This is a genomic window from Acinetobacter sp. UBA1297 (genome assembly GCF_002307755.1).
GTDB lineage: Bacteria > Pseudomonadota > Gammaproteobacteria > Pseudomonadales > Moraxellaceae > Acinetobacter > Acinetobacter radioresistens.
In genome coordinates, this window is the sequence record NZ_DBUF01000021.1 from 18,396 (window position 1) to 43,426 (window position 25,031).

At 42.5% G+C, this 25,031-nt stretch carries 26 protein-coding genes, 6 tRNA genes, 1 other RNA gene and 1 riboswitch; of the genes, 21 read left to right on the forward strand and 12 right to left on the reverse strand.

The window, feature by feature from the left end; all coding sequences use genetic code 11:
* Positions 1-5: 5 nt before the first annotated feature.
* The gene (gene sdhD / locus B3R63_RS09555) at positions 6-371 is read right to left on the reverse strand and encodes a succinate dehydrogenase, hydrophobic membrane anchor protein (protein WP_005015742.1); all 366 of its coding nucleotides are present in this window, start codon (positions 369-371) and stop codon (positions 6-8) included.
* Positions 371-769 carry a succinate dehydrogenase, cytochrome b556 subunit gene (gene sdhC / locus B3R63_RS09560; RefSeq protein WP_005404293.1) on the reverse strand — a complete coding sequence of 133 codons (399 nt, stop codon included), beginning with the start codon at positions 767-769 and terminating at the stop codon, positions 371-373. The genes sdhD and sdhC overlap by 1 nt, the downstream gene beginning before the upstream one ends.
* Before the next feature lie 1,011 nt (positions 770-1,780).
* Between sdhC and gltA the strand changes: the two genes are divergently transcribed.
* Entirely contained in the window at positions 1,781-3,058 is a 1,278-nt protein-coding gene (gene gltA, locus B3R63_RS09565) for a citrate synthase (RefSeq protein WP_005015746.1), read from the forward strand.
* 51 nt (positions 3,059-3,109) lie between these two features.
* Here gltA and B3R63_RS09570 read toward each other — a convergent pair whose 3' ends face one another.
* A complete protein-coding gene (locus tag B3R63_RS09570; RefSeq protein ID WP_005015747.1) occupies positions 3,110-3,598 on the reverse strand; it encodes a hypothetical protein in 489 nt (162 codons plus the stop codon).
* 247 nt (positions 3,599-3,845) lie between these two features.
* Between B3R63_RS09570 and B3R63_RS09575 the strand changes: the two genes are divergently transcribed.
* Both B3R63_RS09575 and B3R63_RS09580 read left to right on the forward strand, forming a co-directional pair.
* On the forward strand, positions 3,846-5,471 hold the full coding sequence (locus tag B3R63_RS09575; RefSeq protein ID WP_005015749.1) for an NAD+ synthase: 1,626 nt from the start codon (positions 3,846-3,848) through the stop codon (positions 5,469-5,471).
* Positions 5,464-6,501 (forward strand): hypothetical protein, encoded by a 1,038-nt coding sequence (locus tag B3R63_RS09580; RefSeq protein ID WP_286730740.1) that lies wholly within the window; start codon positions 5,464-5,466, stop codon positions 6,499-6,501. The genes B3R63_RS09575 and B3R63_RS09580 overlap by 8 nt, the downstream gene beginning before the upstream one ends.
* Before the next feature lie 112 nt (positions 6,502-6,613).
* On the opposite strand, the gene B3R63_RS09585 is transcribed toward B3R63_RS09580, so the two are convergent.
* Positions 6,614-6,690 (reverse strand) — tRNA-Met (locus tag B3R63_RS09585).
* 159 nt (positions 6,691-6,849) lie between these two features.
* Here B3R63_RS09585 and B3R63_RS09590 point away from each other — a divergent pair.
* Positions 6,850-7,254: a hypothetical protein gene (locus B3R63_RS09590; RefSeq protein WP_286730747.1), complete on the forward strand. Its 405-nt coding sequence runs from the start codon at positions 6,850-6,852 to the stop codon at positions 7,252-7,254.
* A gap of 80 nt (positions 7,255-7,334) precedes the next feature.
* On the opposite strand, the gene B3R63_RS09595 is transcribed toward B3R63_RS09590, so the two are convergent.
* From B3R63_RS09595 to coaD, 4 genes are all read right to left on the reverse strand, one after another.
* Positions 7,335-7,411, reverse strand: a tRNA-Met gene (locus B3R63_RS09595).
* A gap of 63 nt (positions 7,412-7,474) precedes the next feature.
* Positions 7,475-7,830: RNase P RNA component class A (gene rnpB, locus B3R63_RS09600), an RNA gene on the reverse strand.
* Positions 7,831-7,856: 26 nt separating this feature from the next.
* The gene (locus tag B3R63_RS09605) at positions 7,857-8,120 is read right to left on the reverse strand and encodes a YfhL family 4Fe-4S dicluster ferredoxin (protein WP_005015756.1); all 264 of its coding nucleotides are present in this window, start codon (positions 8,118-8,120) and stop codon (positions 7,857-7,859) included.
* 1 nt (position 8,121) lies between these two features.
* On the reverse strand, positions 8,122-8,613 hold the full coding sequence (gene coaD, locus B3R63_RS09610; protein ID WP_005025000.1) for a pantetheine-phosphate adenylyltransferase: 492 nt from the start codon (positions 8,611-8,613) through the stop codon (positions 8,122-8,124).
* 142 nt (positions 8,614-8,755) lie between these two features.
* Between coaD and smpB the strand changes: the two genes are divergently transcribed.
* Positions 8,756-9,232 carry an SsrA-binding protein SmpB gene (smpB, locus tag B3R63_RS09615; RefSeq protein WP_005404295.1) on the forward strand — a complete coding sequence of 159 codons (477 nt, stop codon included), beginning with the start codon at positions 8,756-8,758 and terminating at the stop codon, positions 9,230-9,232.
* 99 nt (positions 9,233-9,331) lie between these two features.
* Here smpB and pgeF read toward each other — a convergent pair whose 3' ends face one another.
* On the reverse strand, positions 9,332-10,078 hold the full coding sequence (gene pgeF, locus B3R63_RS09620) for a peptidoglycan editing factor PgeF (RefSeq protein ID WP_286730756.1): 747 nt from the start codon (positions 10,076-10,078) through the stop codon (positions 9,332-9,334).
* 23 nt (positions 10,079-10,101) lie between these two features.
* Positions 10,102-11,154 (reverse strand): 23S rRNA pseudouridine(1911/1915/1917) synthase RluD, encoded by a 1,053-nt coding sequence (gene rluD, locus B3R63_RS09625; RefSeq protein WP_286730758.1) that lies wholly within the window; start codon positions 11,152-11,154, stop codon positions 10,102-10,104.
* Between the two features lie 70 nt (positions 11,155-11,224).
* Between rluD and B3R63_RS09630 the strand changes: the two genes are divergently transcribed.
* Both B3R63_RS09630 and B3R63_RS09635 read left to right on the forward strand, forming a co-directional pair.
* A complete protein-coding gene (locus tag B3R63_RS09630; RefSeq protein WP_286730759.1) occupies positions 11,225-12,256 on the forward strand; it encodes an outer membrane protein assembly factor BamD in 1,032 nt (343 codons plus the stop codon).
* A gap of 189 nt (positions 12,257-12,445) precedes the next feature.
* Positions 12,446-14,329, forward strand: coding sequence for a DNA primase (locus B3R63_RS09635; protein ID WP_286730762.1), 1,884 nt, complete (start codon positions 12,446-12,448; stop codon positions 14,327-14,329).
* 19 nt (positions 14,330-14,348) lie between these two features.
* On the opposite strand, the gene hemA is transcribed toward B3R63_RS09635, so the two are convergent.
* Positions 14,349-15,632 (reverse strand): glutamyl-tRNA reductase, encoded by a 1,284-nt coding sequence (gene hemA / locus B3R63_RS09640; protein ID WP_286730765.1) that lies wholly within the window; start codon positions 15,630-15,632, stop codon positions 14,349-14,351.
* Positions 15,633-15,740: 108 nt separating this feature from the next.
* On the opposite strand from hemA, the gene B3R63_RS09645 reads away from it, so the two are divergent.
* The 12 genes from B3R63_RS09645 to ribB all read left to right on the forward strand — a co-directional run bounded on the left by B3R63_RS09645 (position 15,741) and on the right by ribB (position 22,915).
* A complete protein-coding gene (locus B3R63_RS09645; protein WP_414630840.1) occupies positions 15,741-17,423 on the forward strand; it encodes a tetratricopeptide repeat protein in 1,683 nt (560 codons plus the stop codon).
* Between the two features lie 6 nt (positions 17,424-17,429).
* A complete protein-coding gene (lolB, locus tag B3R63_RS09650) occupies positions 17,430-18,005 on the forward strand; it encodes a lipoprotein insertase outer membrane protein LolB (RefSeq protein WP_034671183.1) in 576 nt (191 codons plus the stop codon).
* Between the two features lie 25 nt (positions 18,006-18,030).
* Positions 18,031-18,861, forward strand: coding sequence for a 4-(cytidine 5'-diphospho)-2-C-methyl-D-erythritol kinase (gene ispE / locus B3R63_RS09655; RefSeq protein ID WP_151838837.1), 831 nt, complete (start codon positions 18,031-18,033; stop codon positions 18,859-18,861).
* Between the two features lies 1 nt (position 18,862).
* A tRNA-Gln gene (locus B3R63_RS09660) sits at positions 18,863-18,937 on the forward strand.
* Positions 18,938-18,964: 27 nt separating this feature from the next.
* Positions 18,965-19,039 (forward strand) — tRNA-Gln (locus B3R63_RS09665).
* A 20-nt stretch (positions 19,040-19,059) separates the two neighbouring features.
* A tRNA-Gln gene (locus B3R63_RS09670) sits at positions 19,060-19,134 on the forward strand.
* Positions 19,135-19,225: 91 nt separating this feature from the next.
* Positions 19,226-19,300: transfer RNA gene (locus tag B3R63_RS09675), tRNA-Gln, on the forward strand.
* 36 nt (positions 19,301-19,336) lie between these two features.
* A complete protein-coding gene (locus B3R63_RS09680; RefSeq protein WP_005015785.1) occupies positions 19,337-20,290 on the forward strand; it encodes a ribose-phosphate pyrophosphokinase in 954 nt (317 codons plus the stop codon).
* 99 nt (positions 20,291-20,389) lie between these two features.
* The gene (rplY, locus tag B3R63_RS09685) at positions 20,390-20,686 is read left to right on the forward strand and encodes a 50S ribosomal protein L25 (protein WP_005406951.1); all 297 of its coding nucleotides are present in this window, start codon (positions 20,390-20,392) and stop codon (positions 20,684-20,686) included.
* A gap of 19 nt (positions 20,687-20,705) precedes the next feature.
* Positions 20,706-21,287 (forward strand): aminoacyl-tRNA hydrolase, encoded by a 582-nt coding sequence (pth, locus tag B3R63_RS09690; RefSeq protein WP_034670916.1) that lies wholly within the window; start codon positions 20,706-20,708, stop codon positions 21,285-21,287.
* A 143-nt stretch (positions 21,288-21,430) separates the two neighbouring features.
* The gene (panD, locus tag B3R63_RS09695) at positions 21,431-21,811 is read left to right on the forward strand and encodes an aspartate 1-decarboxylase (protein WP_005015800.1); all 381 of its coding nucleotides are present in this window, start codon (positions 21,431-21,433) and stop codon (positions 21,809-21,811) included.
* A 198-nt stretch (positions 21,812-22,009) separates the two neighbouring features.
* Positions 22,010-22,163, forward strand: a riboswitch (FMN riboswitch).
* A 92-nt stretch (positions 22,164-22,255) separates the two neighbouring features.
* Entirely contained in the window at positions 22,256-22,915 is a 660-nt protein-coding gene (gene ribB / locus B3R63_RS09700) for a 3,4-dihydroxy-2-butanone-4-phosphate synthase (protein WP_005024979.1), read from the forward strand.
* 36 nt (positions 22,916-22,951) lie between these two features.
* Here the strand turns inward: ribB and B3R63_RS09705 are convergent, their stop codons facing one another.
* Entirely contained in the window at positions 22,952-23,437 is a 486-nt protein-coding gene (locus B3R63_RS09705; protein ID WP_034670914.1) for a DUF1289 domain-containing protein, read from the reverse strand.
* A 114-nt stretch (positions 23,438-23,551) separates the two neighbouring features.
* Between B3R63_RS09705 and B3R63_RS09710 the strand changes: the two genes are divergently transcribed.
* Entirely contained in the window at positions 23,552-24,484 is a 933-nt protein-coding gene (locus tag B3R63_RS09710; RefSeq protein ID WP_005406902.1) for a rhodanese-related sulfurtransferase, read from the forward strand.
* A 268-nt stretch (positions 24,485-24,752) separates the two neighbouring features.
* The gene (locus B3R63_RS09715) at positions 24,753-25,019 is read left to right on the forward strand and encodes a hypothetical protein (protein WP_005015809.1); all 267 of its coding nucleotides are present in this window, start codon (positions 24,753-24,755) and stop codon (positions 25,017-25,019) included.
* Positions 25,020-25,031 lie beyond the last annotated feature (12 nt).

Here is a 25,031-nt window from a genome sequence, read left to right on the forward strand (position 1 = left end):
TCCTATCAATTCGCCCAGAAAATCTGGATACCCCAGATTGCGTACACAAACACAGCAATAATGACTGCAGACGTAAGCACAAGGCGTAAACCATTAGCTGAAGGTCCCATCTGACGGGTAGTTACATAATCTGTAAACACCTGCCACATGCCAATCCATGCGTGTCCGATAAGTGATAAGATCGCCAACAATGAAAATATTTTCATTGGCACTGTCATCATAAAGCCAGACCATTGCTCGTAAGTGAATCCGCCATTTAGTAGGATCCATCCTAAAACCACAACAGTATAAGCTGCCAGTACCACAGCACTAATACGCTGAATGTACCAGTCGCGAGAACCCGAACCTGTTAATCCTGTAGCACTTTTCATCAGAACATAATCCATACAAAGGCTGCGATGATACCAATCACAGACAGAGCCAATGAAATTGTAGCTGCAGTACGACCACTTTGCAGGCCTTCACCCACACCGATATCAGCAAGCAAGTGCTTAAGACCAGTGAAGAAGTGATAAATCAAACCAGCTACAAATACCCATACGATAAAACGTACGAAGAAACCGCTAAAGATTTCCTGAACTTGAGCAAAACCTTCCGGTGAAGATAATGACTTATCTAAGAGCCATAAAAGAACTGGAACGAGTAAGAATACGATCACACCGGAAATACGGTGCAAAATTGATGCAATAGCCACGGGTGAGCGTAAGTTTACTGCTAACACCTGACCCATGGACAAATTGACAGGTCTGTTGCTTTTCACAGCGGGCATCCTGTAGGTAAAAACTCCAGCTGGAGTTTGTTGGAATTAATTCGAAGGAAAGCTGGCATTGTCAGGCAAGCAAATGCCTAAGACTTATAAACGACATCGAATTATAAAACGTGGTCTGTCAAAATACAAACAATCAACTGGCGCTTTTCTATAAAAATCTCATTAAATAAGAATCATTAACAATAAAATAAGTAATTATAGCTCACCACAGAGCAGAAAAATTCAAGCTAAGTCACTCATTCATTTAAATTAATATACAATTTAACCTGATCGGAAAATATAAAAAGATAAAACAAATGTTTTAGACTAAAGATGAATAAAAGCAAATACTTATATTAATTAATATTTTTATTAAACCTTATGTGCTTTTAAAGTAATTATAGGCTGAAATGCTCTTAGAACAATTGATAAAAGCAAACTACACGTTTACTGACTCCATTATTTATGGCTTAAACAGTCATAATTTAAACTTTTTAAATGCCTTTCTTTGTTTAGAAATGGATAAGCTCAATCGATTATAAAATCTGAAATGACTATTTTATAAACAATTTTAGATTAATTTATGAGTCATTTTTTATACAATCAAACGTTTTTTTCGAAAGTATTTATTTGTTTTTTCTATGACCCATAGAAGTCTTTTAAATCTCACTAAACTAAATAAGTTAAAGGTTTCATCATCTTTTTTCACAATCATGTTTCTCTTAAGAAGGAAATAAAATACATTTTAAGGATAAAAATTTGCTTATATTTACGGCAACCATCCTATTTTTTTCTGCACCTGCCCTGTAATTTGACTTATTATAGCCAGCTGGTGCTGTGATTTTATTCATACTTTCCTTACTTGATTATAATGACTAAACCCATGTGGCCACGTCATTTTTTATCCATAAGTATAATTGACAAAATTTCAGTACTCACTAATCTTAGTAGCAATTTTTGATCCGTCTGGTTCGCATTAAAAGATTAGTAACGAATCAGATAAAATATCCACCAGGACAGGAGATCTATTGAATGTCTGAAGCAACTGGCAAAAAAGCCGTTCTTAAGCTTGATGGCAAAGAAATTGAATTACCAATTTACAGCGGCACATTGGGCCCAGATGTAATCGACGTTAAAGATGTGTTGGCCTCAGGTCACTTTACTTTTGATCCTGGTTTCATGGCGACAGCTTCTTGTGAATCTAAGATCACGTTCATCGATGGTAATAAAGGCATTCTTTTGCACCGCGGCTACCCGATTGATCAGCTGGCAACTAAAGCTGACTATCTTGAAACTTGCTACCTGCTTCTAAATGGTGAACTGCCAACTCCTGAACAAAAAGCAGAGTTCGATGCAAAAGTTCGCAACCACACTATGGTTCATGATCAGGTAAGCCGTTTTTATAATGGTTTCCGCCGTGATGCACACCCGATGGCCATTATGGTAGGTGTGGTTGGTGCGCTGTCTGCGTTCTATCACAACAATCTGGATATTGAAAATGTTGATCACCGTGAAATCACTGCGATCCGCTTGATCTCCAAGATTCCCACACTTGCTGCGTGGAGCTACAAGTACACCATCGGACAGCCTTTCGTTTACCCACGTAACGATCTGAGCTATGCTGAAAACTTCCTTCACATGATGTTTGCGACTCCAGCTGACCGTGATTATAAAGTTGATCCGATCCTTGCAAAAGCAATGGACCGTATCTTCACGCTGCACGCAGATCATGAACAAAATGCTTCAACGTCTACAGTACGTCTGGCAGGTTCTACTGGCGCGAACCCGTATGCATGTATCGCTGCTGGTATCTCTGCGCTCTGGGGACCAGCTCATGGTGGCGCGAACGAAGCTGTTCTTAAGATGCTTGATGAAATCGGCTCGGTAGAAAACGTTGCTGACTTCATGGAAAAAGTGAAAACTAAAGAAGTTAAACTCATGGGCTTCGGTCATCGAGTTTATAAAAACTTCGATCCACGTGCTAAAGTCATGAAAGAAACTTGTGACGAAGTACTGGGTGCACTTGGCATCAATGATCCACAGCTCGCTTTGGCTATGGAACTTGAACGTATTGCCCTGTCTGATGAATACTTCATTAAACGTAACCTATACCCTAACGTAGATTTCTACTCAGGTATCATCCTTAAAGCGATTGGCATCCCGACTGAAATGTTTACTGTGATCTTTGCACTTGCACGTACCGTAGGCTGGATCAGCCACTGGTTAGAAATGCATTCTGGTCCATACAAAATCGGTCGCCCTCGTCAGCTTTATACTGGCGAAACTCAACGCGACATCGAAGGTCGTTAATTCATCTCAACATGAATTAGACTTCAGGAAGCCACCTTAGGGTGGCTTTTTTTATGCTATCTGTTTATTTAAAAAAGGGATACAGGCTTCATAAGCCGAACACTCCTGCCCTTTGACTCGCCTTAAAAAATAATCCTGTACCATCTGTGCCTGCTGCTCTATACCATATTCAAAAAACTGCTTTCCTTGTTGCAGTATGTATTGATAACGACGGTTAAATACGGCATTACGGATCACGTTCATTCCCTGCTGGTATTGCCAAACGTGAGTAAGTTCATGGATCAGCCAGGACTGTATGGACAATGGAGCCATAGAAAAATCTTCGCGCCAGTCCTGAATGTTAAAATAGATATGACCATTTGGGCTCATTGCATAGTTTTTTAAAATCGCGTGATGAGCAATGATTTCAATATGATCAAGTTTCAAACTGGAGTGAAATACAGAATAGGCTAATTCACGCTCTCCCGGAGTAAGCAAGCGTCTTTTAATAATAAATATATTCGTTAAACGTTTAGCTACATGCTGTAAAAAAAGTGCCATAAACCTTTGCCTGAAATAAGATATTTTATAAGTACATATTTAAATACTAGAATATGTATTTTTTTCGACTACAATACGGCAAAATCTTGTTCTTTTTTCGTTGTATAGCAGACAAGTGTGTTATATCAACCTATTAAATTTTATTTATTTAATTGTTTTTAATATGTGTACACGAAGTTGGAAAATTATAACTTCTAAATCAACATGTTGTGTATTTTATACCCTATAGAAATAGGATTAGGTGTGAATGAAAAGTTTTAAGATCGCCCTGGCTCAGTTCTCTCCACATACTGGTAACTTTGAACTTAATGCTCAGAAAATGGTTGAGCAGGCAAATGAAGCGAAAAAACAGCGTGCTGATATTATTGTTTTTCCAGAACTGTGCACAGTAGGTTACTCAGCTGAAGATTTATTGTTGCGTCCAAGTCTGAGCAAACGTACACAAAAGGTCTTTGAAATTCTGGGACAAGTTAAAGATATCGTCATGGTATTTGGCTTTGTTAATCAGGCTGAAACCGGGCAGCGATATAACTCGGCTGCTGTGGTTAAAGATGGTCAAGTACTGGGGGTTTATAATAAACAAAACCTGCCGAATTATAGCGTATTTGATGAAAAACGATATTTTGCTTCTGGTAACCAGCAACTTGTATTTGAATATATGGAACACAAGTTTGCTGTATTGATCTGTGAAGATATCTGGTCAATTAATACAGTACAGCAGCTAACCCAGCTTAAGGCGCAGACCGTATTGGTACTTAACTCTTCGCCATATGAAGTAGGCAAGCCACAGCATCGTATTCAGACCATGCAGCAGCTGGTCAAACAGCTCAATTTTAATCTGGTGTATGTGAACCAGGTATGCGGCCAAGACGATATTATTTTTGATGGGTCAAGTTTTGTATTAAACCCGCAAGGCGAACTGGTTACACGTGCACCTAGCTTTCAAGAATGCCTGCACTACGCCGAATATAGTGCAGATAAAGACGCCTTTATAGTTCAGGAAATCGCACCTGAGCTTGACACTATGGCCGAGATCTATCAGGCATTGGTAATGGCAACCCGTGACTATATCCAGCGCTCTGGCTTCCCCGGCGTTATTCTCGGGTTATCTGGTGGAATCGACTCTGCCCTGACCTTGGCTATTGCTGTTGATGCGATTGGAGCCGACAAGGTCCAGGCAGTAATGATGCCTTATACTTATACCGCACAAATTTCTGTTGAAGATGCTGCAGCACAGGCCAAGACTATGGGTGTAACTTTTGGCATTGCTGAAATCAATCCGATTGTGAATGGCTTCTTGCAGACTCTATATCCATTCTTTGGAAACAGTCCGGCAGATACGACAGAAGAAAACCTGCAGGCACGTGCCCGTGGCACTTTGCTCATGGCACTATCTAACAAGTTTGGTAATCTGGTTCTATCTACCGGTAACAAGTCTGAAGTAGCTGTAGGTTACTGTACATTGTATGGTGACATGGTAGGTGGTTTTTCGGTATTAAAAGATGTTTATAAAACTATCGTTTTCGAACTGGCCAAATATCGAAACAGTTTAAGTGAAGTACCAGTTATACCTGAACGTGTAATTACCCGTCCACCTTCAGCAGAATTAAGTCCAGATCAGAAAGATCAAGACTCTTTGCCGCCTTATGATATTCTGGATGCAATTCTTTATGCTTATATCGAAGAAGATATGAGTCAGGAAGATATTATTGCCAAAGGATTTGAACGGGCAACCGTCGAGAAGGTAATTAAACTGGTCGACCGTAACGAGTACAAACGCCGACAAGGTGCGATTGGTCCGCGGATCAGCTCACGAGCTTTCGGACGGGATCGGCGTTATCCGATAGTAAATGGCTGGAAACCTGGTGTCTAATAATCAAAAGACTTATAAAATCACTCCAAATGAACTTGCTCAAGCACTTTTGCTTGAGCAGGTGAAGTTTTTAAAACAACATTATATTTATTCTAAAGATCATCCAGCTTTAAAAATTTTGATCCAGCAGCTTTATCATTATTCGGAAAAAGCGCAGCTTAAACAGGTAATCAATGTGTCACAGCTCCATGCTGTGGTACAACGTTACGCCTTTGAAATGAATCTAGGCGCAGAAATACTGGAACTGATCGGAATAATGTCGCAAAAGCTGCATCAGTACGCCCTACAGTCGGATACTGAACTTCAAGATCTTATTTCAGATCAGCAATATCAATTCTGGCTTACAAAGCTCGTCGAGCTGACAAATGTCCGCTTATATTTACGCGATTTATTACTACAGAGTCAGCAGGTAGATGAAGTCTGTCTGCAAATGGCGACTCATATTATTGAAAGTAAGACCCCGTGGTTAAACCAGTTACGTTATAGCAAATATAAAGTATCAGGCATTCAGCAACGAGTTTTACAGTTTATGCAGGAACAGCAGCAGACTATTGAAGCCAAGCTCGAATTCAGGCTCGCAAATATAATTAAAGAACAGCTCAGTGAACTTCTGCTGCTTCCTTCAGAAGATCTGTATGATATTGCAATGCATGTATGGCAGGAATTCAAATACAAGAGTCTGCAAGACAGTATGTCGCAATTCACTGCAATTGATATAGAAGAGTTCTTTGTATTACTTTATGAATCTTGGCGGGAATTACGTGAAAGCAGTTATTTACAGCAACTGATCCTTGAAGGTGTGAATATTTTTTATCAATATTTTCAGGAACATTCGTTAAAAGAACTGCTGAATGCCGTAGGATTGACCCAGGATGACTTAATGAATGAAGGTTTACGCTTTATTCCATCTGTACTGCAAGCGCTCGATCAAAATGACATACTCGACCCGTTATTGCATCAGCTGTTATCACCATTTTATGCAGCACCGCACACAATAGAGCTCATCCGGCAGTATCAGGTAAACCAATAAATATATTGAAGCTTAATTTTTATAAGATTGGGCTGATGATTAATCAAGAATATTCGGCAATAATTTTTAGGCACAAAAAAAGAGACCAGACTGAGAATCTGGTCTTTTAAAATGGTGGCTATGACGGGACTCGAACCTGTGACCCCAGCATTATGAGTGCTGTGCTCTAACCAACTGAGCTACATAGCCGTAAACTGTGTGCGCATTATCTAAACTTCATTGCCCAGCGTCAAGAACTATCTTTAATGAATGCTCAGTCTTTAAGCAAAAAGATGCGTTTTGCTGAAAAATAATACACATATTTGATTTTACGTAGAAAATAATCTGAGAACTTTATCAGGACACAACATGAAAATTAAAATGATGATCGCCAGTACTGTCTTGTCCGCATTTACAGCCTGCAGTGCGATTAGTCCGATCTTTGTAGATTATAACGGCGTACGTATGGATGTAGCCAGATGGATTAATCACCAGCAATTACTTAGCATGCAGCAAAAGCGCAGCTTGGCACAGCTCAGTCGGGCACAGCAGAAGCTTTATCGAATTGATGAAATCACAGAGAGTCAAAAACTCAGTATTGCCAAGGAGAATCAGATAGCACTGCACTGCGCTAGACAATATTTAAGTGAAAAGAAAATTACACAGCTACAGGAACAGGTCTTTGGCAAAGATCAACGCCAACGGATCTTAAATACATATACAGAAAAGTTTCCACAAATCAAACTGGATACCAGCTCGATAACCTGTGACTAGTAAAGTTCTCTACTCGCTACTCAAACGATAAAAACACAGACAAAAAAAGACCACGTTTTAGAGAACGTGGTCTATAAAAATGGTGGCTATGACGAGACTTGAACTTGTGACCCCCGCATTATGAGTGCGGTGCTCTAACCAACTGAGCTACATAGCCAAAAACTGTGCGCGCATTATCTGCATTTATCTTTAGCAGGTCAAGCTTTATTTACAGGAAAATTTTTGAAGTGAGCCTGTAAGCCGGGTTCTGTCGAGGACGGTCATTCCTCTAGGCGTACAATCACTCATACGCTCAAGCGACCTACCCGAATCCAGTACGGGCCGTACCTCAGGATTCCTATTTGGTCTTGCTTCTGGTGGGGTTTGCCATGCCGTATACTGTTACCAGATACGCGGTGCGCTCTTACCGCACCCTTTCACCCTTACCTCACGAATGAGGCGGTCTACTCTCTGCTGCACTTTCCGTCGGCTTACGCCGCCCAGGCGTTACCTGGCACCCTGCCCTATGAAGCCCGGACTTTCCTCCCCTGCTTTAGTCACGAAGACCTCCACAGCAGCGACCGTCCGGCTCACTTCGTCGCGCATAGTATCAAATTTATCTGTTAATTGCTCGCACTTTTTTGAGCAGTCAACATTTTATATTTCTGCATTAGCTCATCTTCTGTTTCCACATGGTTTGGATCATGGGGAATACAGTCGACCGGACAGAACAGCTGGCACTGAGGCTGCTCATGATGTCCGACACACTCAGTACAGAGGTCAGGATGAATTTCATAAATCATCTCCCCCATAAAGATAGCTTCATTGGGACATACGGGCTCGCATACGTCACAATTAATGCATTCATCAGTAATATATAAAGACACGCTACCAACCTTGCTGATGTTTACGTTCAAAGGCTTCAACAACTGCCGGGGGTACAAACTTGTTTACATCACCTTTTAAACGGGCAATTTCACGAACCAGTGTCGATGAAATAAAGGAATATTGTTCAGAAGGTGTTAAGAAAACCGCTTCAAACTGAGGGTCTAACTGCCGGTTCATATTAGCCAGCTGAAATTCATACTCAAAATCGGAAATCGCACGCAGTCCACGTAGTACTGCAGTTGCCTTCTGCTCATGAAAGAAATTGACCAGCAGCCCATCAAAACCCACAAACTCGACATTACTTAAATGACTTAAGGAAGCTTTCGCCAGTGCTACACGCTCTTCCAGACTAAATACCGGATTTTTATGATGTCCTATCGCAATGGCAACCACCACTTCATCAAACATCTTGGCTGCACGGGTTACCAGATCAATATGGCCATTAGTAATTGGATCAAAGGTTCCCGGGTAAATAACGCGAGCTTTAGACATCGCTTGATACTCTAATTTATTGTGCAGGGCCCTAGTTTAACAAAAACTTGATTTTTTAGCGAAGTATCCCCATCTTTTTGAAAAAACTTTCTCTTGCTGGCACTTTACGGCACAATAAGTACAACTTTGGAATTTAATGATTATGGCGAACGTAAAAGTTGTGAAAAAAAATAATGGTGGAACAATTGCGCAGAATAAACGCGCACGCCACGATTATTTTATTGAAGAAAAGTTTGAAGCCGGCATGTCGTTACAGGGTTGGGAAGTTAAATCATTACGTGCTGGACGTATGAGCCTGACAGAAAGCTATATCCTTTTGAAAAATGGCGAAGCTTATCTGTTTGGTGCCCAGATTCAGCCTTTACTTTCTGCTTCTACCCATATTGTTGCTGAAGCAACCCGTACCCGCAAGCTGCTTTTATCTAAGCGTGAAATTGAGAAATTAATGGGTGCAGTTAACCAGAAAGGTTATACCTGTGTGCCCTTGGCCTGTTACTGGAAAGGACCTTTAGTCAAACTTGAAATCGCGCTGGTTAAAGGTAAACAGCTTCATGATAAACGTGCAACCGAAAAAGACCGTGACTGGCAGCGCGACAAGGCACGTATCTTCCACAAATAAGTACCCTGCAATGAAAAAAACCTCCACAACTGGAGGTTTTTTCAACTGGAAAAATTTACAAATGAGTTTGAAGTAGCGAGCACAAAGGACCTGACTGGTTTATCCTGATGATTGCATAAAAACAAATGTTGCCATACGTCCGGTCTGGGCGTTTCGCCGATATGAAAAATACTGATCAGCTTGCTGATATGAGCAGTGGTCGCCTCCCAGTACCATCTTTACACCTTGCTGTTGCAGAATATAACGGGCAATTGCATAAAGATCGGCATAATACTTCCCTGAGCGTCCTGATATAAAGGCCGATTCAACTTCCGGATATTTATGACAGAATGCTGCTTTGACCTCTGCACCAATCTCAAAACAGGACTGACTGATCGCCGCGCCTAACCAGGCCCAACTAGGCCTGTCTTGCATGGCGGTAATGGTATTTTCAATAATACCACCTGCAAGTCCCCGCCAACCCGCATGCAGATTGGCAACTTCAGTGCCTTGTGCATTTCCCATCACTACAGGCAAGCAGTCTGCTGTCATCATCATCAAGGCATGTGCTCTCTTCTGGGTAATTAAACCATCACCAATAAGAGCTTCGAATGGAAGTGCTTCATTAACCGTATGACAGATCGTGCTATGAGTTTGAGTCATCCATGTGATTTTATCTACACCGTAGCCTGCCAGTTCTTCCAGCAAGATCATCCGGTGAGCTTGTACTCGCTGCGTATCATCCTGCACGTGCAAAGCCAGATTAAAGCCCGCAAGTTCCGGTTTTGCTGAAGTTAATGTACCTGGATGCCAGATACGTGTCTGTCCTGCATATACACCTGATGGAAGCCCTGAAACAAACTGCATGTCTAATTTCCCGTGTTAATGAATTAATAAGCAGCATTCTCTTGACGAAGTACTTCAATTAAACGCTTAAAGTCTTCAGGCCACGGCGCCTCAAACATCATATTCTCGCCTGTACGCGGATGAACCAGACCAAGCTTGGCAGCATGTAATGCCTGCCGTTTAAAACTGCGCAAAGTATCAGCCAGCTCTTCAGAAGCTCCGGCAGGTACACGTACCCGGCTCATATAGACCGGGTCACCAACCAGGCCATAACCGATATAACTAAAATGGACCCGGATCTGGTGAGTACGACCGGTTTCAAGCTGTGCCTGAACACGGGTAAAGTCTTTAAATCGCTCTTTCACGTTATAGTGAGTAACCGCTTCTTTACCACCCGGTAATATGGCCATTTTAACGCGATCGACAGGATGGCGTTTGATTGGCTCATCGATGGTTCCACCGGCTACAATATTTCCATAAACAACTAAATCATAAATCCGGTAGACAGTCTTTTTTGCCAATTGTTTGCTTAAAGAGAACTGGGCCTCAAGGTTTTTTGCAACCACTAGCAGACCGCTAGTATCTTTATCAATCCGGTGGACCAGTCCGGCACGGGCCAGTTCATTAGATTTCGGATAATGGTAAAGCAGCGCATTGACCAGAGTGCCCGACCCATTTCCTGCACCTGGATGTACGACCATTCCTACGGTTTTATTAATGACAATAATGTCATCATCTTCATAAATAATATCAAGCGGAATATTTTCCGGCTGGCTGGCAGTCTGAATTTCTAGCTCTGCCTCAAGCGTAAGCAGCTCATTGCCCTCACACTTGTATTTAGGTTTGACATTGTTACCATTTACTAACAAATGGCCGTCTTTAATCCATTGTTTAAGTTTCTCTCTGGAAAATTCATTCCAGACTAGTGCTGCTGCTTGGTCAATACGCTGCCCGAGACAGCTTTCATCCAATTGAAACTGCAACGATAAACGTGTTGCAGTCGGCTCTGAAGTATGGTTATCTGCATCCTCAGAATCTTCAAGTAAATTGAAATCAGTTTCAGGGAAAGTAGAATTAGAAGATTGTGCTGAAGTCATTTGATCATCGAGACAAAAGTGGTTTAATAGCGCAATTGTAGCTCATTGCCCGATTAACAGAGGAGTTTTTATGTCGCTACCACGTTATAAAGTTACGATGCTTGCTTTATCTTTAGGCATAGCATCTGCATTAGTGGGCTGTAGCAGCAATCCAAAAAAAGAAGTTGTCGATACTGGCCCACAGTCAAGCGAACAGGTTTATTTCAATAAAGCCGAACGTGCGCTTGAACGTGGTCAATATTCTGATGCTGCAAAACAGCTAGAGGCACTGGACACCTACTTCCCGACCGGACAATATGCGCAGCAGGCACAACTTGAGCTGCTTTACGTTAAATTCCAGCAAAAAGATTATGAAGGGGCGATTGCTCTGGCTGAACGTTTTATCCGTTTAAATCCGCAGCACCCTAATGTTGACTACGCTTATTACGTACGTGGTGTAGCTAACATGGAACAGAATTATGATGGCTTGCTGCGTTATACTTCTTTGCAGCAATCACACCGTGATGTTAGCTATTTGAAGGTAGCTTACCAGAACTTTGTTGATTTTATTCGTCGCTATCCAAGCAGTCAGTATGCAGTAGATGCTGCACAGCGCATGAAGTTTATTGGTCAGGAACTGGCTGAAAATGAAATGAACGTAGCACGCTATAATCTAAAGCGTAAAGCTTGGGTTGCTGCTCTGGAGCGGGCGCAGTGGGTAGTTGAACACTACCCGCAGACTCCTCAAATTCCAGAAGCTCTAGCTACCATGGCTTATGCTTATGACAAGCTGGGCGATCAGGCTTCATCACAGCAGTATGTAGACGTCTTAAAACTAAACTATCCGGAACTGGTGCGTAGTAATGGCAGTGTAAACCTGCGTGCCGCCCGCAGAGATGCCAGCCTGCTTAACCGCGCCACACTGGGAATTTTTGGCCGTGAAGCCAAAAACAGTACTGCAAGTGAAGTATCTCAGGAAACCTCTAGTCATTCTTCAGAAGAACGTAGCTGGCTCAACCGTCTGAGCTTAGGTATGCTCGGTAAATCTGAAAATGGACAACAACATACACCAATGCTCGCCAAATCACCGGCTGATATAGCTACAGAAACTCCAAACGAATAATCTCGACCAGATGGTCGCTTTTTTCGGGGGGGAAAGTTAAAATACTTTCCCCCTTCTCTTTTTCAGTAAAGACGGCTAGATTCTGTACAGGACTGTTTAGTTCAAGTGATAGCAACTGAATAGTCCTTAAAGCAAGACTTCAGGTCAGCGTTTTTATGGTTAAAGTATATAAAATAATGGCTTTTTCTTATGGCAATTCCACAGCATACGATTGATCAGATCCTGGATCGTACTGATATTGTTGATCTGATTGGCCAACGCGTAAAACTTAAAAAAACCGGACGGACTTATTCTGGCTGTTGTCCTTTTCATCAGGAAAAGTCACCTTCTTTCCATGTCTACCGTGACAAGCAGTATTACCACTGCTTTGGCTGTCAGGCCAACGGCAATGCTATACGTTTTTTAATGGATATCGACAGCCGCAATTTTGTTGATGTTATGAAAGACCTGGCAAGCCAGACTGGTATTGAACTGCCAAAAGACAATCAGGACAATAAGCGCCTGACCTATAAACGTGAAATCAAAAAAGTTAGCAAGCCGGTTCAGGCTCCTGCCGCGCAGGCTAAAGAGCAGATCCAGTCTCCTATCACAAATACACCTTATACTCCGATTGATCCTTTCGCTGAATTTCAGAGTTTTGATCCGTTTGAACAATTTGAAAATGTGACGGATGTGCCAGTACAGGAAGGTAACCTGTATGATCTGCTAGAGAATATTGCTCAGTTTTATGAACAGCAGTTACCTAAAAGTCAAAGTGCACAATTTTACTTTAAACAGCGCGGCTTAAGCCAAGATACAGTCCAGTTCTGGCGCTTGGGCTATGCACCAGAGGACTGGCAGCATCTGGAAAAGGCATTCCCCTATGATATTGAAGGTCTGAAACAGCTAGGGCTGATTCGCTCTAGTGAGAGCGGTCGTGACTTTGACTTACTTCGTGACCGGGTCATTTTCCCAATCCGGGACAGTAAGGGCCGTGTAGTCGGTTTTGGGGGGCGTGCATTAAATGATGAGATCAAACCCAAATATATTAACTCGCCAGATTCCGAAGTCTTCCATAAGAATCAGTTATTGTACGGCCTTTATGAAGGTCGCAAGCAGAAAGCTCAAGACTGGTTAATGGTCGAAGGCTATATGGATGTTATCGCATTGCAGCAATACGGGATTAGCGGTGCAGTAGCAACTCTTGGAACAGCCAGCAATACTGAACATCTTAATATTTTATTCAGACAGAATAACCGGATTACGATTGCCTTTGATGGGGATGCTGCAGGACAAAAGGCAGCCCGGCGAACACTGGAAATTGCCCTGCCTTTATTAAATGATGGCCGTGAACTGAAATTTTTTGTTCTACCTGACCAGCATGATCCCGATTCTCTGATCCGTCGTGAAGGACTGGAAAATTTTCAGCGTTTACTTGAACAGGCCCCCCTGTTATCCGATTTTGTATTTGCACATCTCACGCAACAGCGAGATGTCTCTTCACCTGAAGGTAAAAGTCAGGTAATGGGCGAGCTCAGGGAGCTTACCGACCTGTTACCTAAACAGGGATCATTTCGCTATCTGCTCACTCAGTCATTTAAAGAAAAGCTCGGCCTAGGCAAGCGTTTTACTCCGAAACTTAGCAATGATGCATCACTCTCTTTTAATATCCGTACCAAGGATGAGGATTTTGCCATCGCTATGCTGATACGACATCCTTATCTGTATATTCACTTTGAAACCCTACGTGCTTTCATTCATCCGGATGAATTGCTGGCACAAATACTGGCAATATTAGATAAAATCTTTGATGAACTACCGGATGATCAGGAACTGGCTGTCTATTATGTGCTTGGCGCGTGCAGTATGTATTGTCATGCGGTTGCGGATATTTTACAGCGTACCAATATTGAAAGCCTGATTCCGGCACCAGAAATGGCAGACAAGCTTGCTAAAGAATATGCCTTGGGCCTGCAGGAAAAATACTTAAAACAGAAACTAAAATCACCCATTTCACTTATTGAATCACGCAATCTGCGGCAGCAACTCAATGAACTGACCAAGAAAATCAGCTTAAGATTATTGCATTCATAAGGTTTAAGCTGTTTTCAAATTATTTTTTAAGTTTACGCTGACGGTCAAATATCCCCTGCAAACCGTCCTGTAACCACTCAAAATATGAGGGATTTTCTTCCTGAGCTGCCTGCTTTAGCAGAATTGAAGTCGGATGTAATAATTTCTGAGTGAGACGATGGGAAAAGTTTTGCAGGACTTCAGCTGCATCTTTTCCGGCCTGCAAATGCTCCAGCGCCAACCGCAACTCATATTCAGTCAAGTGTTGGCCCTGTTCACGATAAGCAGCGATAGTACTGCCAGCCTGCTGGACCTTTTGATGGGTAATAAGCTGGGTCGCCAGCTGGTTAACCATAATTTCAGCTTCAACCGCAGCCTGACGTCGCTGGGCCAAGTTCTCATCAATAACACTTTGCAGGTCATCAACGCCATACAGATATACACCATCTAGTGACGCGACTTTTGGCTCAATATCACGCGGAACAGCCAGATCTACCATTAACATCTGCTGGTAGCGCCGTTTTTTTAATGCTGTTTTCACATCACGATAAGAAATTACCTGATACAGGCTGCCTGTACAGCTTGAGATTACATCAGCACGGTACAAGTTACTGGCCAGTTCCGAAAATTCCAGAATCTCGACCTCTACCTGATGAGCAATCTCCTGCGCCAGGTTCTCTGCCCGCTCGCGACTACGGTTACAGATCAGGATTTTACCTACACCCATTTCAGCCAGGTGTTTAGCTACTAAACTGTTCATCTCTCCAGCAGCCACTACCATTACAGTCAACTCTTGTGGCTGGCTAAAGACCTGCAGGGCAAGCTGAGCAACTGCATAACCCATAGAGACTGCATGACTACCTACAGCAGTTTCTGAGCGTACACGTTTAGCTGCATAGAAGGCATATTCAAAAATGCGGTTTAGTGCCGGTGAAACCATATGGGCTTCTTTTGCAATCGATAGTGCCTGTTTTACTTGACCCAGAATTTGCGGTTCACCCAGCATTAAAGAGTCTAAACCGCTGGCAACACGCATCAAGTGAGTAATCGCCTGAGCGTCTTCATAACGGTAAGTATGTTTGATGAGCTGATTGACATCTAAACCATTTGCATGGGCGAGCCAGTCCAATACCATATCAGCATGCTCTGCCATGGCATAGACTTCTGTTCGGTTACAGGTCGAGACCACCACCATATCATTCAAGACAGGATGCTGACTTTGCTCGGCAAATAAAGCGTTTAACCGCTCAGGGTTAAAAGCGATCTGTTCTCGCAACTCTACAGAAGCAGTTTGATGGTTGACCCCTAATGCAAAGAAAGACATATCAGATCATCATTTCACTAAATTTATGTTATTGTGCAACATCGGTGTCATAAAAAGCATTAGCTGGATCAATAAAAATTGCGTCAAATCAATAGCCGACTATCCGGCATGACTATACGGCGATATTCTACCACAGTCTTACTGGTAGGTAGCATAGCCTCGACCGCTCATCTTAGGGCATCGGGCGATATTTATCATGAAAATTCTAACTATAATGCCTTAAAACAAAGCATGATTGCCGAATTTGCACTCGCTTATGGCGATATTCCTACTGCGTTGCATAACTATACTGTACTGGCCATTAAAAGTAATTCAACCACTATCAAACAGCGTGCCCTGAATGTTGCCCTCGAACAGAATGATCTGAAAGCAGCCTTAGACATCGCGACACACTGGGTGGTTCAGGAACCTCAAGATGTCCCGGCTTTATTTTATCTGGCCCATATTTCTCTGAAAGCGCATGAATATGAGCTTGCCGCCGATACCCTGAATAAAATTCTTAATATTGATCCAAATGCTGATCTGGAACAGATTCTGGCAGGGATTGCCCCAGAGCTTCCAGAAGATCGCGAGATACTTTTAAATGCCTTACGTAGCAGTAAGGAAAAAAATAATCCTTCTATTCTGGTTTTAATCGCTGGCCTGGAAGCACAAAATGGTCAGCTAGAGCAGGCTTTAGTGACTATCAATCAGGCACTGCGCAAGCGGCCCAAAGTTACTGGTTTTATTCTGATGAAGGCCAACCTGTTAATGGCTCAGAATGACCAGCTAGCAGCCCAGCAATGGCTGGAAAAATCAAGCCGTAAACAGAAATATAATTTGGATATCCGGCTGGCAGAGGTCCGCTTTCTGGTCAAATCCAATCAGGCCGAATCAGCCTCAAAAAAGCTTCAAGGTATTTTAAAACAGTGGCCAGATGCTGAAGAGGCATTATTTATTGCCGGATTAACCAGTATTGACCTCAAACAATATGAGCAGGCAGAAAAATATCTGGTAGAGCTACGTTATTCTGATCAGTATCAGAATGAGGCCTATTACTATTTGGCAGTAAATGCCGAGCGGAAACAGCATTACGAAACAGCGAAAGCTTATTATCGTCTGGTGGACGGTAGTCTATACACTGTATCGCGGCGGAATCTGGTCACTATTTTTGAAAAGCAAAACCAGCTGAATGATGCCTTGCGTTTTCTTACTCAGGAACGTGTCAATTATCCACAGCACGCCAGTTTTTTATACCAGGCTCAGGCAGAAATCTTGAAAAAGACAGGAAATAAAAAAGCAGCGCTAGCCTTACTTGATGAAGCAGTTAAAAACCTGCCAGATGACCCGGAGCTGATCTATGCCCAAGTCTTATTGCTTGATCCTTTTCAAGACCGGGAAAAACTGGACCAGACACTCAAACATTTGCTGGAAATAGAACCAAACAGTCCAACTTACCTGAATGCATATGCTTACACTCTCGCTCTGCAAAACCGGCGTCTAAATGAAGCGCGCCAGTATGCAGAGCATGCACTTGAGTATGCGCCGGAACAAGCCTCAATACTCGATACACTCGGGTACGTCTGTATATTGCAAAATGATTATGATACTGCCGTCCGGGTACTGGCCAAGGCCTACAGCTTAAGTCAGAACCTGAAAATTGGCGTACGCTACGCTAAAGCACTTTATATGCAGGGTTCACTCACAAAATTTAGTGAAGTGTTAAAACAGCTTAAACAAAAATATCATAATGATCCGCAATTGGATCAGTTAGATGCGTTATTGTTACCTCAACAATTTAAACAGAGTTAAACTTTCATGCGTTCTTTTTCTAAACTGGGACTCGCCTTGTGCGCTACGGCAACTCTGGCTTTTACCGGCTGTCAGCAATATACCCAACCTCAAAATCCGGTTAATACCCAGCCAGAAAACAATCAATTTAATCTGCAGGGAAAAATTGGGGTAAAAACTCCCAAGCAGTCAGGGAGTGCATTTTTTAACTGGGAACAGCAGCAGGATAATTTTGATATTGAACTGACGGGCATCTTAGGCGTAGGCAAAACACAAATTCAAGGCCGTCCGGGAGAAGTCACGCTGAATAGTGCAAAGACAGGTCTGATTCGCGCAACAACACCTGAAGAGCTACTGGAACGTGCTACTGGATGGCAGGCACCGATTACTCACCTCGTACACTGGGTCCAAGGCAGACCGGCAAGCTTGAATGCTAAAATTAAAAAAGATGAACAGCAACGGATCAGCACCATTCAGGAACAGGACTGGAATGTCGAATTAAGCTATAATGGCAATGCCCAACAACCTAGTAAACTGATTTTAAAACAGTCACTTGCTGATGGCCAGGAAAACCGTATTACAATGCTGATCCAGAATCGCTAATCTGTTTTCAGCTGTGGTATTTAGTATGATCCGAGTTCCTTCACCCGCTAAACTTAATCTGTTTTTACATATTACAGGTCGTCGTGAAAATGGCTACCATGAGTTACAGAGTATTTTTCAACTAATTGACCTATATGACTGGCTGGAATTTGAAGTCAACATGACTGGAAAAATTCACATTGAAGGTCTAAGTAACGTACAGCTTGAACAGAATTTAATCTACAAAGCTGCATTATTACTTAAATCACACACTAAAAATTCTTCTGGTGTACAGATCAAAATTGAGAAAAATATTCCAATGGGTGCAGGATTAGGTGGAGGATCATCCAATGCTGCCACTACACTGATTATATTAAATCAGCTCTGGGATTGCGGTTTAACAATTGAACAGTTGGCTGAATATGGTGCACATCTTGGTGCGGATGTACCTGTTTTTGTATATGGTCACAACGCTTGGGCAGAAGGAATCGGAGAACAGTTAAGTTTCATTAACTTAGAACCGAAACAATACATAGTGCTCAAACCTGACTGTTTTATCAGCACTCAACTGCTTTTTTCACAAAAAACATTGACAAGAAATACGAAGCCCACTACATTTTGCGCCTATCAGTTAAAGCCATCTGCTTTCGGAAATAACTTTGAGCCACTGGCCAGAAGTTTATATCCAGAGGTTGATGAAGCCATGCGTTATCTCGATCAATTCGGTACTGCACGGCTTACAGGTACAGGTGCTTGTGTTTTCACTGAACTGACTTCCGACATAAAGCCAGACGATATTTTAAAGAATGCACCATGTAAAGCTTACCTGGTTCATAGTTTAGATGAGTCTCCATTATGTCAGTTGAAAGTAAATTGATAGGGGCGTCGCCAAGTGGTAAGGCAGCGGGTTTTGATCTCGCCATCCGTTGGTTCGAATCCAGCCGCCCCTGCCATCAATTTTACCTGTAGATGTTTGTATTAGGGGCGTCGCCAAGTGGTAAGGCAGCGGGTTTTGATCTCGCCATCCGTTGGTTCGAATCCAGCCGCCCCTGCCATCAATACAATCATCCATTTTAGGGGCGTCGCCAAGTGGTAAGGCAGCGGGTTTTGATCTCGCCATCCGTTGGTTCGAATCCAGCCGCCCCTGCCATTTTCCTGTAAAAAGATAGAACGTTCATTTGCAAGTTCGTGTTAATTTACCTTGACATAACCATGCAAAAATATTAAAGTTCTGCCGCATTAGGGGTATCGCCAAGTGGTAAGGCAGCGGGTTTTGATCCCGCCATTCGTTGGTTCGAATCCAGCTACCCCTGCCATCTCATTCCATACATGCCAACCGCCAAGGGTGCTTCATGCCCAATCTTGTCGTTTTTAGTGGAAACGCTCATCCACAATTCGCTCAAAAAGTCGTAAGCCATTTACACATTCCGCTGGGAGCTGCTTCTGTAGGCCGTTTCTCTGATGGTGAAATTGCAGTAGAAATTACTGAAAATGTACGTGGTAAAGACGTCTTTATTGTTCAGCCTACCTGTGCACCGACCAACGATAACCTGATGGAAATTCTGGTTATGGCTGATTCATTGCGCCGTGCAAGTGCTGGTCGTATTACTGCTGTCATTCCTTACTTCGGTTATGCTCGTCAAGACCGTCGTCCACGTTCTGCTCGTGTGCCTATTACTGCTAAAGTCGTTGCTGACATGCTCACCACTGTCGGTATAGACCGTGTAGTGATGATTGACCTGCATGCCGACCAGATCCAGGGTTTCTTCGATATTCCTGTAGATAATATCTATGGTACCCCTGCACTGCTTGCTGATCTTCGTCAACAGTCACATCATAACCTGATGGTGGTTTCACCTGACGTAGGTGGTGTTGTACGTGCACGCGCAGTTGCAAAACAGATGGGTGATATCGATCTAGCCATTATTGACAAGCGTCGTCAAAAAGCCAATGAATCACAGGTAATGCATCTGATTGGTGATGTAAAAGACCGTGATTGTGTCATTGTTGATGACATGGTTGATACTGCTGGTACGCTTTGTAAAGCAGCTGATGCATTGAAAACTTTCGGTGCCCGTAAAGTGGTTGCTTATGCAACTCACCCGGTATTATCTGGTAAGGCACTTGAAAACCTGAAGAACTCTGTGATTGATGAGCTGGTCGTATGTGACACAATTCCTCTTTCACAAGAAGCACTTGAGCTTGGCAAAATTCGTCAGGTATCGGTAGCTAGCATGGTTGCTGAAACAATTCGTCGTATCAATAACGAAGAATCTATTAGCGCAATGTTCGATAGTTACTTATAATAGCGCAGATTTTTTATAAACCCTGGCATAAGCTGGGGTTTTCTATTCACCAGACTGGTCGCAAGTCTGGTTTAACTTAAACTCAATGAGGAATATCTCATGGCTAATTTTACATTAAACGCTCAAGCGCGTGCTGCAGACGTACAAGGGAAAGGTGCGAGCCGCCGCCTTCGTCACGCTGCTCAACTTCCAGCAATCATCTATGGTGGTGATGCTGAACCTGTAGCAATTACCCTAGAACTTCGTCAGCTTGTAAAAGCTTTAGAAAACAATGCTTTTTTTGAAGAAGTTATTGAAATTGTTATAGGCGACAAAACTGAAAGCGTAAAAATTCAAGCGCTTCAGCGTCACCCAGCTAAAAATACACCTATGCACGCTGATTTTAAACGCGCATAAGTGCTAAAAGGCAAAATTAGTGTCTAACATTTCACTGATTATTGGTTTGGGCAACCCAGGTACTGAGTATGCCCAAACCCGCCATAATGCCGGATTCTGGTTTGTCGAACGTCTGGCAGAACAATATGGCATTACTCTTAAAAATGATCCTAAATTCCATGGAATTAGCGGTCGTGGTCAAATCGAAGGACAAGATATCCGACTCTTGTTACCCACTACATTTATGAACCGTTCGGGGCAGAGTGTGGTACCCTTCGCAAAATTCTATCAAATTACTCCCCAGTCAATGCTAGTAGCACATGACGAACTCGATATGAATCCTGGTATTATCCGGCTGAAAACAGGTGGCGGCCACGGCGGACATAACGGGCTTCGGGACATTACTCCGCATACCGGTCCTGATTTTCATCGTTTGCGTATTGGTATTGGGCATCCAGGTTCTAAAGAGCGTGTTTCAGGACATGTCCTCAGCAAAGCCCCGCGCAGTGAGCAAGAGCTTATGGATGATGCGATTAGCCATGCATTAAGTAAAATCAAGTTACTGGTCAATGGTGAAATACAGCAGGCCATGAACCAGATTAATGCTTACAAACCGGGCTGATAAAAACCTGCATTACTGAATAATCCATCTTGCCTTGACGCTTATTTAAGAGCAAAATGCGCAGCAGTTGCTTTATTGCACTCTGTATCAAGTGATTGATTTAACCCTAAGACCTATCTTGGTCGACCAAGGAGACGCTAGCCATGCTATCTCGTTTATTAAAATGCAAAATTCATCGTGCGGTAGTAACTCATGCTGAACTTCATTATGAAGGTTCTTGTGCAATTGATGGCGTTCTGATGGATCTAGCTGGCATCCGCGAATATGAAGAAATCCATGTATGGAACGTAACTAATGGCAAACGCTTTGCCACTTATGCAATTCGTGGTGAAGAAAACTCAGGGATTATCTCTGTAAATGGCGGTGCAGCCCATCAGGCAGATGTTGGAGATTTAGTTATCATTGCCACCTTTGGTGATTTTACCGAAGTTGAAGCCAATGCGCATAAACCGCGTCTCGTCTATGCCAATCCTGACAATACGGTAAATCACACTGCTAACTGTATACCGGTTCAGGTCGCTTAAAGTAAAAAAGATAATCTTAAAAAGCCCATGTATGGGCTTTTTTATATTTATAGCTGCACTTTACAGAAAAAGTATCTTAAATTTCATACAGTAATAACATACCCAAAAGGCATTTAGACTAATTTATTCTAAATATAGAACCGATCGTTCTATAGAAAAACATGATTATTCACTTAAAATTGCATTATAATTGAGCTACATCGCTTCAGGGCGGGGTGAAATTCCCCACCGGTGGTAAAGTTGTTTCAATATAAAATCAGCAAGCCCACGAGCGTATTACCTATTTAAAGTACTACGCAGATTTGGTGCAATTCCAAAGCCGACGGTATAGTCCGGATGAAAGAAGACGAGATTACCCTTATGTATATTTATATAGGGGTCGTTATATATTTCATATCTGTCCTGAAATGTTCCACTGTATTTTCATTTACGTGAGCGTTTCATATGTCTAGTTTAATTCAACCCGAACTGTTTTTTTCCGCTTTATCTCCTGCTGAGCAACGTATTCAGCAAGCTCTAGAAGATATTCGCCAGGGTAAGCCTGTACTGGTCATGGATGATTTTGACCGGGAAAATGAAGCTGATCTGATTGTAGCTGCTGAAACCCTCAATGTTGAAACCATGGCTCGCATGATTCGCGATGGTTCTGGCATCGTCTGTTTATGTCTTACCGAACAAGCTGCAGATCACTTAGAACTTTCGCCAATGGTGAAGCACAATTCCAGCCATTTTCATACTGCTTTTACAGTAACTATTGAAGCAGCTCAGGGGGTGACGACTGGCGTTTCAGCAAAAGACCGGGTAACTACTATTCATGCTGCAATTAAAGACGGCGCTGTGGCAAGTGATTTAAATCGTCCTGGCCATGTTTTTCCCTTGCGCGCACGAGACGGCGGTGTGCTGGTTCGTCGCGGACATACCGAAGGTAGTATAGATCTGGCACGTATGGCTGGCCTTAAACCGGCAGGGGTGTTATGTGAGCTGACCAATCCTGACGGAACTATGGCTACAGGTATTCAGGTACTGGCATATGCCCAGACTCATCACCTTACCGTAATTACCATAGAAGAGCTGGTTCAATACCGCATGCAACATCAAATCTAAAACTTAACAGACTTTTAGAATAGCCTCTCAGGAGGCTTACTCATCATCTTCCATATACAGCAGATTTTGTCGTATATCCCCTGCCCGTAACCAAGCCAGTTCATAACTGGCTTTAGCCAAAGCCAATACTTTTTGCTCAAATAGTTGCCATAATGGTTTAATTTGGTCAGCACTGATACCCAAACCACTCTCTTCAGCCAGATTCTTATTTTTTTCACAGATTTTAAGTGCATGGTATAACTTGCGTCCCTGACTTGCATTTTCCAGCAGACGTACCCGTTTTGATAAAACAAACTCCTCGACTTGTGCCAGCTGGGCCATCGGGAGCATAGGTACTAAAATCTGGTCCAGCTGGGCATCAAGTCGTTGCCACACTGCCATACGCTCTTCAACTGTATACGTATTCCACTGGATCACTTCATGATTAAAACGCCGGCATCCCCGACAGACCTGATCACCAAATACAGTTGAACAACGTCCAGCACATGGTGTCAGGGATGGGATACGGCGTTCAGTATTCAAGACATGCTCCTTTCAATAAAAACCATAACAGCCATATGGTTTTCTCGCTTCTTCATAAAATTCGCGCTAAAATACGCGCCTTAATTTCCTATCTTAATACATTTGGAGTCTTCCATGAACGCTACTGTAGAACAGCTTGCACCTGTAGAACAGCAAGCGACCACTGACTGGGTTGTTGCCGCACTATATCAATTTAAAGAAGTTCAAGATCCAGCCGATCTTCAGCAGCGTCTTCTTGATCTGGTGCAAGCTATGAACTTATGTGGGACTCTTATTGTAGCAGGAGAAGGTATTAACGGGACTGTAGCAGGCGACCGCAATGCTATTGATACCCTTCATCAGTTTTTGCTAGGCGAAGGGTTTAACGAAATGGAATATAAAGAGTCCCATAGTACGGACAAACCATTTCGTAAAATGAAAATCAAGCTAAAAAAAGAAATCGTAACGCTCGGTGTACCGGTAAAACCACGTGACCTGGTCGGCCATTATCTTGACCCGAAGGAATGGAATGAGCTCATTGCACGCGATGATGTAATTCTGATTGATACACGAAACGACTATGAGTATAAGGCGGGTACATTTAAGGGCGCAATTGACCCTAAAACCGAAACTTTCCGTGAATTTCCCGAGTACGTAAAAAAGAACCTTGAACAGCATAAAGACAAAAAAATTGCGATGTTCTGTACAGGGGGCATTCGATGTGAAAAATCAACTTCATTACTTTTACAAGAGGGTTTCAATGAGGTTTACCATCTCAAAGGCGGTATTTTAAAATATCTAGAAGAAACACCACCGGAAGAAAGCCTCTGGGAAGGTGAATGTTTTGTCTTTGATGGGCGCACTGCAGTTACTCATGGCGTAGAAGAAGGACAGCACAGTAAATGCCATGCATGTGGATGGCCATTAACGCCTGAGGAAATTGAACTGCACAGCTATGAACATGGCGTATCTTGCAAGTACTGTATAGATAAAACGACAGAGAAACAGAAAGCAGGTTTCCGTATGCGTCAGTCTCAAATTGCTGCAGCAAAACGTAAACGTCTATAATTCTTTAATGTAATCTATATGTTAAAAACCGCATTAGTTTTGATGCGGTTTTTACGTTTTATCACATTCACTCGCAAACCCGCTATAGTTTTCTACATTTTCACTATCTGAAGCTTATTGTATTGCCTATCGATCTTGCTAATCTACACACTGTTAGGTTTTGTTACCTTCTATTCACCATAAAAAATTTATAAGTCTATAGATATTACTCTTATAGGCAAATATGTGAATAAAACCATTCAGATTCATTTGCAGGAAGGCCAGATTTATGGAAATTAGTGAGCATACTGAATATCCAGCTTCTTCAAGCATCCATTCTTTACAGTCTAATCAGATTCAGGCTGAGCTAGAAAAACAACCCCATATTTTTATAGTCTTATTAGGTGCAATGATCGGTATCATCTTTGCGCTGTTTATCGCCTATCATTTGGAAGGAATGTTTCTTTCCTTACTCTGTATTGGTACGCTGCCTTTGTGTTTTGCCTACTTCTTGCGAAAAGTCTATATTCATACTTTAGTCAATTATCAGGAATAAACTCATCTACTT